The following is a 14,480-nucleotide window of genomic DNA, read 5'->3' as shown; positions in this document are numbered from 1 at the left end:
AGTCTCAACCTAGCGCCGACCTCGCCCGTTGCCAAGCGTCGCCACAGGAGCGATACTCCTTGCCGATTTCAGACCGCGCGGGAGCCGCATGTCCACCATCTTGATCACCGACGACGACACGGCCATTTGCCGCACCCTGCAACTGCACTACGAGCAAAAGGGGTTCGGCGTAAGAGTGGCCCATTCCCCAGACGAGGCCATGCCTCATGTGCTGGCCGGTGAGGTGGATGCGGTGATCTCCGATGTGCGGATGCCGGGGCGCGACGGCTTTTCCATGCTCAAGGAGATTCACGAAAAGAAGCCCGATCTGCCGGTCATCATCATGACCGCCTTCCATGACCTGGATACCACCGTGCGGGCCATGCAGGGCGGCGCCGCCGACTACATCCCCAAGCCCATCGATGTCAACGAGATGGATATCGCCTTGGAGCGGGTTCTTTCCCGGGGCGTGGGGCAGCAAGGCGAGGAGTTGCAGATTGGCGCCGGTCCCGTTGATTCCTCCATGCTGGTGGGCCAATCCCATGGCATGAAGGAAATCTTCAAACAGATCGCCCTGGTGGCCCAGAGCCCGGTCACCGTGCTGATTCAGGGCGAGTCCGGCACCGGCAAGGAATTGGTTGCGCGCGCCATCCATAAGGCCAGCCCCAATCACGATCAGCCGTTCATGGCCGTCAACTGTGCCGCCCTGGTGGAAACCCTGCTGGAAAGCGAGATGTTCGGCCATGAGCGCGGCGCCTTTACCGGGGCCGTCAGCACCCATGTGGGCAAGGTGGAACTGGTCGGCGACGGCACCTTGTTCCTGGACGAGATCGGCGAACTGTCCCCGGCAATGCAGGGCAAGCTGTTGCGCGTGTTGGAGGCCAGGGAGTATTCCCCGGTGGGTTCCAGCCAGGTGAAATCCAGCAAGGCGCGGTTCATCGCCGCCACCAACTTGGATTTGGACAACCAGGTGCAAGGAGGCCTGTTCCGCGAGGATTTGTTTTACCGCCTCAACGTGGTTTCCATCGGCATGCCGCCGCTGCGCGAGCGGCGCGCGGACATCCCGCTGCTGGTGGAGCATTTGATGCGGCGTATCAACAGAGACGTCCGGCGCAATATCCGTAGCGTTGCCGCCGATTGTCTCCAATGCCTGAAGAACCATGACTGGCCGGGTAATATCCGCGAGTTGGACAACGTGTTGATGAAGGCCGTGGTCATGGAGCGCGGCAATGTGCTCACCGCGACCCATTTGTCCGAGGAACTGCGCTGCGCCCGTCGATCTCCCTGCGCCCCGGCGCCCATGCCGAAACTCGGCGAGGATCAATGGCTGTCGCTGAAGGAACTGGAGCGGCGCCATATCGTCCATGTGCTCAACCAGACCGGCTGGCACAAGGGCAAGACCTGCGAGATTCTCGGCGTTTCCCGACCGCGATTGGAGCGGCGAATCAAGGAGTTCGGGCTGACTTCCGAGACGGGCTGAAAAGACGGCAAGAGCATATGGGGCCGCAGTTTGGCGGCATCGACATGCCGATCCTTGTTGGGGACAGGCACCGGGAGGAGCGTCGGAATTCGGACACACGGTTTTCCCATTTGTCGAGATTCATTACAGCGTCAAAGCCTTATTTAATTCTTTTATATCAACAGACTGAATGATTTTTCGGGGCCTTCGGCCCTTCCGGCTGGACCGCCTGATTGTCGGAATGGCTTACGCTTTTGTGTTAGTTGTTGCCGCCGATCCAGCTTTTCGGATTTTGTTATACATGTTTTCCCTTTAGTTTTCATGATGTTGCATGGATTGGCACGCATCATGCATTTTCAATGACAGGAAACCAAGCCAGAGCCTTAAGAATAAAGGGAACAAGAAAAATGAAACTTACTTTGATCCTCGCAACGGTCGGATATTTCGTGTTGGCATCGGTCGGGCAAGCTGCTGTCGTGACCTACACGGACCGCGCCCAGTTTGAAAATGCGTTGGGGACGTTCACCGTTGATTCGCTGGATGGCATCGCCTCGTCTTTCCATGGCTTTGAAGCCAGGGCCGATTACGATTGGTCGGGATCGGTTTACGGCTGTATCAATCACTCCGGCTGCGGAAGCAACGCCGGACTAGGGTTCGACAATTCATACATGTGGACATATATGGGGGGGCACACCTTCAATTTCGATACCCCGACCATGGCTTTCGGGTTCGACTATGCCAACCCCAGCTGCTGTAATGTTGGTGCGTTGCCAATCTTGGAAGGGTTCACCGCCACCGCGACCGCCGGATTTTTTGGCATCATTTCGGATATCGCCTTGGCGAGCGTCAACTACAATCAAACCCAAGCATACCTGATCATCGATAACCTGACCTATGGTACGGCGCAGGTTCCCGAGCCCGCTTCGGTGGCGCTGTTGGGGATCGGATTGGCCGGACTGGGTTTTGCCCGCCGCCGCGCGCGGCAGTCCGCTGCCTAATCGCTCCAATCTGAAGGCCGCCGCCTTGTTGGGGCGACCGTTTCGCGGGCTTCGGAATTGAATGAGATACTTGGAGCAAATGGGTTCCAGCACACCACATCACGTCGTGTTTGATCGGATTAGATCAAACACGACGTGATCGATTCCAATAGGGTTGCGCCTGTCCAACGGGTCCGATTGGACCTGACAGGCGCTCGTGCCGAGAGACGGTTCGGCCCGTGGACGATCGAACCGCGAGATCGAACCGCGGCGCGCGTCGATTTTTACAATCATTCCAATGAATTGAATCCGATTGAACGAATCGTTCAATCGATCTGATCCTACCCGAACGAAATATACATATTATTCAAAGAGAATGTCCGAGTGACGTGGTCGGACTTGTCCGACAACCTCTTGATCTACATCAAATTTAATTAACCACAAAACTAGGGCGGAATCTGGCATGGGCCTTGCGACAATTTGTCGGCAATTCGTTTGCGGACTATCACCCGGCTTCGTAGGGAAGCCAACCACCTCACGGGGGATTATATGAAACGACTGATGATTATTGCGGCGGCGTTCCTGCTCATGAGCGGCAGCGCGGCCATGTCGGCCGTTCCCGAGAAAGTGATGGCCAGCGTGGCCAAGGAGAAGGGTTGCCTCTCCTGCCACGAAGGCGTCGAGCGCTTTAGTGAAGGCGATATGCAGAAGGACATCGAGAAATTCGGTGCCCAATACGGCGATAAGGCCGGCTGCACCGTCTGTCACGGCGGGAACAACATGGGTCTGACGAAAGAAGAGGCCCACGCGGGCGCACCCGATATGCTCACCAAGAAGGGCGGCCCCGACAACTTCTATCCCGATCCCGGCTCTTTGTGGATTTCCGATCGCGCCTGCGGTCAGTGCCACACCGGCTACAAGGATCGCCTGGAGAAGGCTCTGATGAATACCGAAGCCGGTAAGATTCAGGGTAACCTCTGGTCTTGGGGTATCCAAAAGGACATGAAGGTCGTGTACGGCAACTATGACCTGGTTGACGAGGACGGTATCGTCCCGTCGGTCGGCACGGACGCCTACAAGAAGTACATGACGGCCATGGCCAAGGCGCATCCGGATCAGTTCCCGCGCAAGCTGAAGCAGATCCCGGAAGTGAACGTGGATGAAATCTCCAAGCACCCGAACCTGGCTGGTATCACCTATTCGCGTCACGACTGTCAGCGTTGCCACGTCGGCATCCGCGGTCGCGAGCGTCGCGGTGACTATCGTGGTTCCGGTTGTTCTTCCTGCCACGTGCCGTACTCCAATGATGGCTTCTATGAAGGCGGCGACCCGACCATCGACAAGATGCAACGCGGTCATATGCTGACTCACCAGATGCAGGCCACCCGCAAGACCAAGGTCAAAGTGGGCGATAAGGAATACTCCGGTATCCCGGCCGAAACCTGTGTGTCCTGCCATAACCGTGGTAAGCGCGCTGGTGTGTCCTATCAGGGCCTGATGGAGTTCCCGTACGGGTCTCCCTACAACGCCAAGGGCAAGAAGCAGCCGAAGCTTCACACCAAGCGTTACATGTTCATCAAGGCCGACCTTCACCATGAAGTGGAGTCCATCGACGGCAACCCCAAGGGCGGTATGTACTGCCAGGATTGCCATACCTCGATCGACGTCCATGGTGACGGCAACATCCCGGGTACCACCCTGGCCCAAGTGGAAATCGAATGTGAAGATTGCCACGGTACGGTCAAGCAGTATCCCTGGGAGCTGCAAATCGGTCGCGGCGAAGACTTCGACAAGCCTCTGACGGGTGATGCCCGTGGCTTGGCCAAGGAACTGCCGAAGTTCATGATGGACGCCACCGTCTACGAGCCGGAAGATGGCTATCTGCTGTCGGCTCGCGGCAATCCGCTGGGTAACGTTGTCAAGCGTGGCAACGAAGTCTGGCTGCATTCGACCACCGGACTGGACTTCCGGGTGCCGGTGCTCAAGGAAATCGACAAGACGGCTTCCTACAAGAGCACCATGGCCAAGGTTGCCATGGGCAACATTGCCAAGCACCAAGAGACCATGGAGTGCTATGCCTGTCACGCCGACTGGGCACCGCAGTGCTACGGTTGCCATGTGACCGTCGACTACTCCAAGGACAAGGAAGGCAAGATGAAGATGGGCACGGATTGGATCTCCAACGCCAATGCGCGGGATCCGAAGACCGGCCTCACCGGCGACCATCCGCTCGGTACTTCCGGCAAGAAGTCGCCGGGCAAGGTGTCCGAGACCCGTTCCTACCTGCGTTGGGAAACCCCGACCCTGGGTATCAACGGTGAAGGTCGCGTCAGCCCGCTGATGCCGGGTTGCCAGGTGATCACCACGGTGATCGACAAGGACGGCAATACCGTCGCTGACAACGTCATCAACATGACGCCTGAAGGCAAGGGTATTGACCATGCTGCCGTGCAGCCGCACACCGCCGGTCGTCAGGCCCGCCCGTGCGAAAGCTGCCACGATAACCCGAAAGCTCTGGGCTATGGCTTCGAAGGAGGCCGCTTCACCCTGGGTTACGAAAAGGGTTATACGGTTGACCTGGCTGCCGCCGACGGCACCATCCTGCCGAACAAGGTCTCCATGCAGATCCCGGCCGTTCCGGCCCTCGATCACGACCTGTCCGCCATCATCAATGCCGATGGTGAGCAGATCGTCTCGGTGGGTTCGCACTGGCCGCTGACGGGTCCGCTGCCTGAAGACGTGCGGGACTCCGTCGAAAAGGCTGGTGTCTGCCAGGCTTGCCACGAAGAGCGCTACAACCCGGAATTCTGGGCCAAGGTTAGCTCCGAGGGCACCTTCGACAGCGATGACCACAATGAAATGGTCAAGGCCGCGCTGGAGGCTTATGCCGAAAAGCGTGCCATGAAGAAGTGATCATCAAAGCACACCAATAAGACAAAGGGAGCCAATCCGGTTGGGTTGGCTCCCTTCTCTTCATATTTTACGTTATAAAGTTATGTCATAAAAAACGAACGTTCCGAGGGTATCCGATGAAATCTTTATGGACATGGTTCTGGAATTCCAGCAACCGGCTGCTGTTCGCCGGGACGCTGTTTGTTGCCGGTGTGGTGATGTGGGGTGGCTTCAACACCTTCATGGAAGCCACCAACAAGATGGAATTCTGCGTCGGCTGCCACGAGATGCGGGACAACGTCTATGCCGAATACAAACAGACCATCCACTACACCAACCGGTCTGGCGTCCGGGCCATCTGTTCTGATTGCCATGTCCCAAAGGAGTGGGTACCCAAACTGTTGCGTAAGATCCGGGCGACGAAGGAACTGTATCATTGGGCCCTGGGTACCATCGATACGCCGGAGAAATTCGAGGCCCATCGGTTGGAACTGGCGAAAAACGTTTGGTCCGAGATGCAGGGTAACCAATCCCACGAATGCCGCAACTGCCATGCCTATGATGCCATGCACTGGGAAAAACAGGGTGACCGGGCGCAAAAGGGCATGAAGGCGGCCATCAAGGAAGGCCTGTCCTGCATCGAATGCCACAAGGGCATTGCTCACAAGCTGCCCGCGCTGGAACCGGCCTTCGAAGCCATGGGCGATGCCCTGGCCAAGCAGGCCGCGGGTGAAACCTTGTCCGGCGAGGTCACAACCTTTACCGCCAAGGCCCTGAGCATGGCCAAGGATGGCAGTGGCAAGGCTGCTGCGGTGGAGCCGTTGACGCCGTTGGAAATCCTCGAAACCGATGGGGATATGGTCAAGGTGCGCCTGACCGCGTGGGACCGCGAAGGCGGACTGCAATTGTTCGCCAAGCCGGGTCCGCAAATGCAGGTGGCCAAGGTGGGCATCGACGGCATGGACGTGATCCAGCAGAAGGCCGAGTTCATCGACAAGGAAACCGAACTCACCTGGCATCAGGTCAGTGTCGAAGGCTGGACCTCCAAAGAGGGCCTGACCGCCAACAAGGACTCTGCCTGGGGCTATGCCGAGGAAATGTGGAAATTGGACTGCAATCTCTGCCACAACCAGATCGATCGGCAAGAGTACAACGCCTACGAATGGGGCAAGCAGATGCTGGCCATGCGCCGCTTTACCAAGCTGACCCAAGAGCAACAGGCGGTGGTATTGAAATACGTACAGAACGGCTCCTCCGACATGGTGAAAATGAAATGAAAACCCGATTGATGATTCTGAGTACGGCAGCGTTTTTCGCTGTTGTGCAACCGGCTGCCCAAGCCGTCGATCCGGACCCGGTGGGGCTGTTTGTCGGTCGGGTGCAGGCCATGAAAAGCATGAAGCAGGCCATGGCTACCATCGGCGGCGCGGTCAGCAAGGGTGAAACCGCCGAACCGGCCATGTTCTCCTATCCGGTGAAGATGCTGAACATGGCTTCCAAGCGAATCGCCCATGTGTTCCCCGATGGCAGCCAGCATCCGGAATCCAAAGCCAAGCCCGATGTCTGGAGCGACCGGGCCGGGTTCGAAAAGGCCGCCGCCGATGCGGTTACCGCCGCCGGCGCTCTGCAAGCCGTGGTGGATAGCGGTGATGGCAGCAAAATGCCCGAGGCCTTCAACGGTATGTACAAGGCCTGCAAGACCTGTCACGAGACCTATCGGATCGATAAGAAATGAGGCATCTGATCGCGCTCCTGGCGGTGATCCTCGTTGGTATGGCCGATGCCCGGGCCAGCGATGTTTCCGCCGTCCGGTCCATTGCCGACGACGCCTCTGCGTCGGCGATCTGTGCCGAGACCTGCGGTGCCTTCCAATGTGCCTGGTCCGGCGAATGGCGTCGGGACGGGGACAAGGCCCTTTGCGATTGCGGCATTGCCCGGACCCGGATGATCCCCGGCGGGCCGATCCGTACCGCCGAGGCGGCGGAGGCGGCCTGTACTGAAATCTGTGATCTCAACGACGATACATGGGACGGAAAATGGGCTCCGGTACCCGGCGCCTACACCCTTTGCGGATGCCGCTATGTCTCCGATTACTGTCCGACCGACAAGAAATAGTCCGCTACCCTATGGCCCCGCCCATATCATTGGAGGGGTTGTAGATCTCGCGGTCTTCCTGATCCCACTGGATCATGGATCCGTCGAAAAGCCGTACATTTTTCAGGCCCATGATCTCGCGCACGGCGAACCAGCCGATGGCGGCGCGGTAGCCCATGTTGCTGAACAGCACCACCGTGCCCGGCGGCTTGCCCAGGGTATCTTCGAAAATGTGGGCCAGATAGTCCAATGGGCGGAATTGACCGGTCGCCGGATCAATGAAGGCGCCGGGCGGGAAGCTGACCGCCTCAATGATGGTACCAGGCTGTTTGACCAGCGGATGGGTGACTTCGCCCATGAAGCCCGACGTCGGGCGCAGATCAATGGGCGGCGTGCCCGCGCTGCTGCCCTCATAGACCTGCCCGATGGCGGCCCGCCAGCGCTTGGTCGGTGTCGGATGATAGGTGATCGGATGTGGGCGGGGCAGGCGGTCGGTCATTGTCCGGCCCCCCGCCATGTAGCCAGGCAATCCACCGTCAAGCAGATACAGTTTCGCATGACCAAGCATGCGCAGACTCCAAAAGACTCGTGTCGCGGCGGCATAGCCGTTGTCATCGGTGGTGGTGGGAACGATGATCACCGAACGGTCCGCGCCGATACCCAAGGCCCCAACCCGCTTTGCCAGTTCGTCCGTCGGCGGCAGCATGCCGGGCAGACCCGGATAGTCCATGGTCCAGCCATCTTCGGCAAAAGCGGTATGGATGGCGCCGGGGATATGGGCCATCGGCGTGGAAATGCCGGGCGCGGAAACTTCCAGCACCAGGATGTTACCCATGCTCGGAAGGTCTTCCGGTCCGATCAAGGCACCCCGCTCATCGGCCGATGCCGGGGAGGCCAGGAGTAACAAGATGGTGAGAATGAGACGCCGCATCTGGACCGCCGATCCGATTGTTATATTGTATGGGGCATCATTCCCCGCCAGGTGCCGCAAGGCAATGGGCGGGTTGACGCCGAGACATCAAAATCCCGTGAGAACAGAAAGGAACCCGTCATCATGATCCGTTGGATTGCAGCCCTTGTCGTTGCCTTGTCCCTGACAGCTCCCGCCCAGGCCGGGGTGGAAGAAGGGCTGGCGGCCCTGGAAAAGGGCGACATGGAAACGGCGGTGAAAGAATTCCGCGCCGCCGCCGCCCATGGGGATGCCGAGGCCGCCTACCACATGGGCGCTCTGCACGAACAGGGCAACGGCGTGAAGCGTTCCGAGACCGAGGCGCTGAAATACTATCGCCAGTCCGCGGCCGCCGGGGATCCCAATGGCCAGTTCGGATTGGGGCGATTCTATCATTTGGGCAAGGGCTGGCTGCAGAAGAACCCCGACGAGGCCGTGTCATTGTATACCCAGGCCGCCGAAAAGGGCAGCATCGCAGCGCAGTACAATTTGGGTATGATGTTTGCCACTGGCGAAGGGGTGGCGGTGGCCTATGGCTCCAATCCCGACTATGTGAAGGCCTATAAGTGGTTCAACATCGTTCAGCGGGGCGTCGAAACCGATGAAGACCGGGCCAAGATCCAGGAAAGCATCGACGACGTGAAAAAGCATATGACCGCCGGTCAATTGGAACGGGCGGAAAAGATGGTCAATGATTGGTGGGCCGAGTTTGGCAAGAAAGGCTGACCATCACCTTTCTGATAGTTGACAGCAACACGGGGCGAGGCCGACACTTCGCCCCGTGTTTTTTCTATAGGTTGGACCCTTCCCATGAGCTTCGATCCCTTCGAGTCCGAAAAGAGAGTCGTGGAAACCGCCAAGCGGCATCTGGAAGAGGAAACCCTCGAGCCGGAGCGGTTCCGGTCTTTGCTCGACAGTTATACCAAGCTGCTCAAGACCGCCAAGCGGCTTGTGCGCATCTCTGATCGGAACGAGGAAGAATTGAAAGAGGCCCGCCTTCAAGCCGAGGCGGCGACCCGCGCCAAGTCACAGTTCCTGGCCACCATGAGCCACGAGATCCGTACGCCCATGAACGGGGTCATCGGCATGATCGACCTGTTGCGCGATACCCGCATGAGTCCCGATCAACAGGCGATGATGGCGACTGTTCGGGAATCGGCCTATTCCTTGCTCCATATCATCAACGACATCCTGGATTTCTCCAAGATCGAGGCGGGCCAATTGGAATTGGAACAAGTGCCCGTCCGCTTGCACGATCTTTTCAACGGCGTGGCGGAAACCCTCTTGCCCGGCGCTGCCCAAAAAGGTCTCCAGGTGGTGACCCGCGTGGATCCCAAGTTACCGGACTGGATTTTGGGCGACCCGGTCCGCCTGCGACAGGTGCTGTTCAATTTGGGTGGCAATGCGGTCAAGTTCACCGAGGGCAGCGGTGGTCGGGTTTGGCTCCGTGCCGAGGCGGCGGGAGATCGGCTGCGCCTGTCCGTGGCCGACAGCGGCATCGGCATCCCGCAAGAGAAACAGGCTGCCCTGTTTTTGCCCTTCACTCAGGCCGATGCCGATACCACACGGCGCTTTGGCGGCACCGGGCTCGGTTTATCCATCTGCGTGAACCTGACCCGCTTGATGGGGGGCGAAATTCAGGTGGAGAGCGCGCCGGGCGAGGGCTCCACCTTCTCGGTGGAAATTCCGCTGATTACCGCCGATCAGCCCGAGGGCCTGGCCAAGGACCCGGATCTGAGCGGATTGCGGGCTCTGGTGGCGGCTACCGATCAGGATTCTCGAACCATTCTCACCGACTACCTGCAACAGGCCCATTGTGCCGTTGAGGTGGTGGCGGACCTGAAGGTGGTGCGGGACCTGCTGGCCGAGGATAAACGGGACGTGCTGGTGCTGGCGCCGGAGTGGCCGGAAGCGGAGCAGATTGCTCTCAAGCAAACCTTGGAAGACGATCCCATCGCCGGCGGCACGGCGATTCTCAGCTTGGACGACAGCCACCGGGGGATGGCTTGCGTGGAGGTCGACGGCCGGGTACATGGCACCGGTCATCCGATCCGGCGCATTGATTTCTATCACGGGGTGGCCATCGCCGTGGGTCGCGAGATCCCCTGGGTAATGCCCGAAGAGGTCGAGGAGGTGTCCGTGGTGGCACCATCGGTCGAGCAGGCCGCCGAGGCCGGGCACTTGATCCTGGTGGCCGAGGACAATCCGACCAACAGACAAGTTTTGGCGCTGCAATTGGAACGTCTGGGCCATGTGGCGGAGATGTTCGAAAATGGCGCGCTGGCCCTGGAAGCCTGGAAAAGCGGTCGCTATGCCTTGCTGCTCACGGACTGCCATATGCCGGAAATGGATGGCTACGAATTGACTCGTCGTATCCGCGATGGGGAAGTCGAGAAGGGTGGAAGAATACCCATCATCGCCGTGACCGCCTCGGCGCTGAAAGAAGAATCCGACAAGTTCTTTAATAGCGGCATGGACGACTATCTTTTCAAGCCGGTGGAACTACCCCTGCTGCGCGCCATGCTGGATCGCTGGTTGCCCTTGGAAGACGGGACCCCCAAACCCGCTCCAAAGGCCCAAGAGCCTGTACCCCAGGCCGACGACGGCATTATTGACTTGTCGTTCCTGATCGGCAACTTCGGCGATGATATGGAGATGATCCGCGAGTTGATGGCTGATTTCGTTCCCCCGGCGCGGGATCTGGCGGCGGACATTCTGCGCGCGGGCGAGGCCGAAGACTGGGAAGCCGTAGGCGGCGCGGCCCATAGCCTGAAATCCTCCGCCAAGGTCGTTGGCGCCACCGCCCTGGCCGAGCTCTGCTACACCCTGGAACAGGCGGGCAAGGCGAACGACGGCGATACGGTCACAGCGAATCTGCCTGACCTCATGCCCATGCTGGATCAGGTGGTTGCGGCAGTGGCGGCGTTATAACAGGCACTTATGTCCCCGTCGGATCTTCTCGGAAGTGGGCCCAGGTTTCGCGGCCATCCTTGTTTTCCAAGTAATGGACCAGGGCAAGCACGGCCTTGCGGTCGAACTTGCGTTCGGCTTCTTCCATCAAGATCCCTTCGACTTTTTCAAAGGTGAAGGCGCCGCGATAGGCACGCGGGCTGAGCATGCCGACAAAGGCATTGGCCAGGTTGACCACCCGCGCCGGAGCGACGATGTCCTCGCCTTTGAGGCCACGCGGGCCGCTGCCGTCCCAGGCTTCATCGATCTGGCGCAGGGTGTCGACCACCGGGCCTTCGAATTCCACCTTTTCAATCATGTCGGCGCTGACTTCCACGGAACGGGCCAGCAGGTCCCGTTCCTCATCGGTAAGCTGTCCGGACTTGGTGAGCAGCTCGGTGGGAATGAAAATCTTGCCCAGGTTCATCAGCCGCCCGGCCAATTCGGCGGTCGAGCGCGAGACTTCGTTCAGACCCATCTCTTCTGACACCGCCAGCGCCACCTCGGCCACCCGCGAGGAATGGTTGGCCGAATAGGGATCGCGGCGGTCCACCACGCCGACCAGGGTATCCACCAATTGCAGCAGGCGGCGCTTGGAGCGTTCAGTCTCCAAGGTCAGGTCGGTGATGTCGTCGAGGATGGTCAGCGAGGCGGGCGGATAGTCCCGGTCGCCACGCAGGGGGACATGGGCCGAGCGGTACCAATAGGGATTGCCGTCGTCGTCGTGGAAGGTGCGCAGGGCCTTCTCGGCCTTGAAGTTCTCGATCACTCGGCCGTTGATCTCGGCATAGGTACCCGCTTTCACCGGCCCGAAGATCGACGACATGGTCTTGCCCATCATGTCGTCTTTTTCCATGCCCGCGATGTCCGCGGCTGTCTTGTTGGCGAAGGTCAGACGGCCTTCGGCGTCCACGGCCATGATCTCGGTGGGCTGGCTGTCGGTCACTACGCGCATGAACTTGACCATGTTTTCGAAGCGCTCGGCGGCGATCTGGAACTTCTTGGCGGCCTGGGCGGCGCGCACCGAGGTGCCATGCCGCCAGACAGCCACCAGGGTGATCAGAATGCCGACGATCAACAGGATAAATACGGTGAAGATGGTGTTCAGCCGTTCGTCCACCTGCGCCAAGGCTTCGTCGCGCGATACCTTGCGGATCAGGGTCCAAGGGGTGTTGTCGATGGCTCGGGCGGTAACCAGCGCCTGGGCCCCGCTATAATCGCGACCGACGGTGAAGCCACCCGGCGTTTTCAGCCCGAAGGCGGCGCCTAACTGCGGTGTGTCCAAGGCCAGGCTGCGTTGCAGCGGCTCGCTGCCATCCGCCAAGGGTGACAGATAGGTGACCGTGTTGCCATCAGCGCGCACCATGTAAGTCTCGGCGGTCTTGGCCACTTCGCCGGGCTGTTTGAGGCGCTTGAACAGGTCCTCGTCCACCACACGGATACCCATGACAACGCCGATGCCCTTTCCTTCGGGGTCGTCTTGCAGGCCATAGACGGGCAGGGCGAAGCCCATGGTCACCGGTCCGGCCTGAGACGGGAACATATCGATCAGGGTGGGTTTGCCCAAAAGGGCCGCGTCAAACGCGGCGATCAGCCGCTCGTCGAAGGCGGGCATGCCCGGTGTGACGGCCAGGGCATCGCCGGTGGCGGCGATCAGCGCCAGACCAGCCAGACCAGCCTGGCCCACGTTGGATGTCTCGGCGGCCATGGAGAGCGGACTGGCGAATCCTTCCTTCTCGGCGGTGGCCACCAATAGGTTGAGCATGTAGCCGGCCTGGGCCGCTTCGTCGGTGACCGACAGCCGGTCCCAATCGGACATGGCCAATTCGGTGAGATAAAGTTGAAGGGACTCGTTGATGGTAAGATCTTCGATGACGGCGAAGTTGCCATCGATCCATTCGGCGACCGCGGCGGCGCGCCCATCGGCGACGATGCCCAGGCGGATCTGCCATTCCTGTTGTGCCCGCAGCCGCTCCGAATCCACGAAGCGATAGGCAAAGAACACCCCGACGATCGCGATGGCGGTCAGAATCGCCAAGCCGCCCCAAATCAGGTTGCGGATCCGCCTCTGGTCTACGGCATCCTCATGGATAGTATCGGCCATCTTGTCCCTCCCCGAGCATCGCCGACGATGGTACGGGATTAGCGGCCATTCGCCAACAGCGAGGTTCGCTCATTCGCCGGGTTCTTCCAGCGCCTTCACGACTGCCCGCAATAGCGCCAAGGGCACCGTCGGTCCGTCGGCATGAAACTCCCGACCGTCGCGGGAAATCATCGCGTAGGGCAGGAAGCCCGAGGCTCCCCAGCCCACATGCCAATGCCAGCCAGGCAGGACTTTTTTCACCAACGCCAAGCAGGCATCAACGGATTCCGTATAGGGCGGATCGCCTTGTTCGGCCGGGTCCCAGGCATCACGCAAGGCCCGGTCCAGCTCCCGGTTGCCGCCGGTTGCTTTCTCAAGCCTCGCGCCGATGCTCATGCGGCGTCCTTAAATAGGCCGCGCAGGTCGTCCAAGGTGACGCCTTCCAGATTGTCAAAGATCTTCAAGGCGCCGTCGTAGCTGTCGCCCTCGGTCCAGGGGGTGCGGGTGATGATGGTCGGAATGCCGCAGGCCAAGGCTGATTGCAGGCCGTTGGCGGAATCCTCCACGGCCAGGCAGGCCCCGCCCTGCATCCCCAGGCGTTCCAGGGCCACTAAGTAAAGGCCCGGATCGGGCTTTTTCAACGGCGCATCTTCGCCGGTGACAATAACGTCGAACCAGCCATGGGCGTCCGGGCCCAGGTTGGCTTCGATCAGGGAATGAACATTGCCGCGCGAGGTGGTGGTGACAATCCCCTGCTTCTGCCCGCGCTCGTGGCAGGACCGGATCAAGGCTTCGATGCCAGGCCGGAAGACCAGTCGGCCTTCCTTGACGCCATTTTGGTACACGACGGTCTTGGCCTCGTGCATTTCATTGATCTTCTCCCACTCCATGGTCTCGTTCAGGTAGTCCTGGAGATAGTGCTGAATCCGTTCCTTGCCGCCACCGACCTTGAGAAGCTTCTTGTAAAGGGTTGGATCCCAATCCCAGTCGAGGCCAAAGGTGGCAAAGGTTTCGTTGAAAGCGATGCGGTGCAACTCCTCGGACTCGGCAAGGGTTCCATCCACGTCGAAAAGAAGGGCGCTAAATTCGGTCATGATG

General features: G+C 59.8%; 12 protein-coding genes. 8 read left to right on the top strand and 4 right to left on the bottom strand.

Annotated elements, in window-relative coordinates; all coding sequences use genetic code 11:
- Positions 1-88 precede the first annotated feature (88 nt).
- From MGMAQ_RS15590 to MGMAQ_RS15565, 6 genes are all read left to right on the top strand, one after another.
- Positions 89-1,459 (top strand): sigma-54 dependent transcriptional regulator, encoded by a 1,371-nt coding sequence (locus tag MGMAQ_RS15590; protein ID WP_046022275.1) that lies wholly within the window; start codon positions 89-91, stop codon positions 1,457-1,459.
- Positions 1,460-1,701: 242 nt separating this feature from the next.
- Complete coding sequence (locus MGMAQ_RS15585) at positions 1,702-2,436, top strand: PEP-CTERM sorting domain-containing protein (RefSeq protein WP_198409129.1); 735 nt, start codon at positions 1,702-1,704, stop codon at positions 2,434-2,436.
- Between the two features lie 528 nt (positions 2,437-2,964).
- A complete protein-coding gene (locus tag MGMAQ_RS15580; RefSeq protein ID WP_046022273.1) occupies positions 2,965-5,328 on the top strand; it encodes a cytochrome c3 family protein in 2,364 nt (787 codons plus the stop codon).
- 116 nt (positions 5,329-5,444) lie between these two features.
- A complete protein-coding gene (locus MGMAQ_RS15575) occupies positions 5,445-6,584 on the top strand; it encodes a NapC/NirT family cytochrome c (RefSeq protein WP_052716454.1) in 1,140 nt (379 codons plus the stop codon).
- A gap of 11 nt (positions 6,585-6,595) precedes the next feature.
- Positions 6,596-7,042, top strand: coding sequence for a cytochrome c (locus MGMAQ_RS19830; protein ID WP_198409128.1), 447 nt, complete (start codon positions 6,596-6,598; stop codon positions 7,040-7,042).
- Entirely contained in the window at positions 7,039-7,422 is a 384-nt protein-coding gene (locus tag MGMAQ_RS15565; RefSeq protein ID WP_046022272.1) for a hypothetical protein, read from the top strand. The genes MGMAQ_RS19830 and MGMAQ_RS15565 overlap by 4 nt, the downstream gene beginning before the upstream one ends.
- A 4-nt stretch (positions 7,423-7,426) precedes the next feature.
- Here MGMAQ_RS15565 and MGMAQ_RS15560 read toward each other — a convergent pair whose 3' ends face one another.
- Positions 7,427-8,332, bottom strand: a complete 906-nt coding sequence (locus MGMAQ_RS15560; RefSeq protein ID WP_046022271.1) for a sulfurtransferase — start codon at positions 8,330-8,332, stop codon at positions 7,427-7,429.
- A 123-nt stretch (positions 8,333-8,455) separates the two neighbouring features.
- Between MGMAQ_RS15560 and MGMAQ_RS15555 the strand changes: the two genes are divergently transcribed.
- Both MGMAQ_RS15555 and MGMAQ_RS15550 read left to right on the top strand, forming a co-directional pair.
- A complete protein-coding gene (locus tag MGMAQ_RS15555; protein ID WP_052716452.1) occupies positions 8,456-9,076 on the top strand; it encodes a tetratricopeptide repeat protein in 621 nt (206 codons plus the stop codon).
- A gap of 84 nt (positions 9,077-9,160) precedes the next feature.
- A complete protein-coding gene (locus MGMAQ_RS15550; protein ID WP_052716451.1) occupies positions 9,161-11,281 on the top strand; it encodes an ATP-binding protein in 2,121 nt (706 codons plus the stop codon).
- A 7-nt stretch (positions 11,282-11,288) separates the two neighbouring features.
- On the opposite strand, the gene MGMAQ_RS15545 is transcribed toward MGMAQ_RS15550, so the two are convergent.
- From MGMAQ_RS15545 to MGMAQ_RS15535, 3 genes are all read right to left on the bottom strand, one after another.
- Positions 11,289-13,403 (bottom strand): HD domain-containing phosphohydrolase, encoded by a 2,115-nt coding sequence (locus tag MGMAQ_RS15545; protein ID WP_046022270.1) that lies wholly within the window; start codon positions 13,401-13,403, stop codon positions 11,289-11,291.
- Between the two features lie 69 nt (positions 13,404-13,472).
- Entirely contained in the window at positions 13,473-13,778 is a 306-nt protein-coding gene (locus MGMAQ_RS15540; RefSeq protein WP_046022269.1) for a hypothetical protein, read from the bottom strand.
- Complete coding sequence (locus MGMAQ_RS15535; protein WP_046022268.1) at positions 13,775-14,476, bottom strand: HAD-IA family hydrolase; 702 nt, start codon at positions 14,474-14,476, stop codon at positions 13,775-13,777. The genes MGMAQ_RS15540 and MGMAQ_RS15535 overlap by 4 nt, the downstream gene beginning before the upstream one ends.
- Between the last annotated feature and the right edge of the window lie 4 nt (positions 14,477-14,480).

This window comes from Magnetospira sp. QH-2 (genome assembly GCF_000968135.1).
Classification (GTDB): Bacteria; Pseudomonadota; Alphaproteobacteria; order Rhodospirillales; family Magnetospiraceae; genus Magnetospira.
The sequence above is the reverse complement of the archived record's forward strand: the minus strand, read 5'-3'. Positions and strand labels throughout refer to the sequence as shown.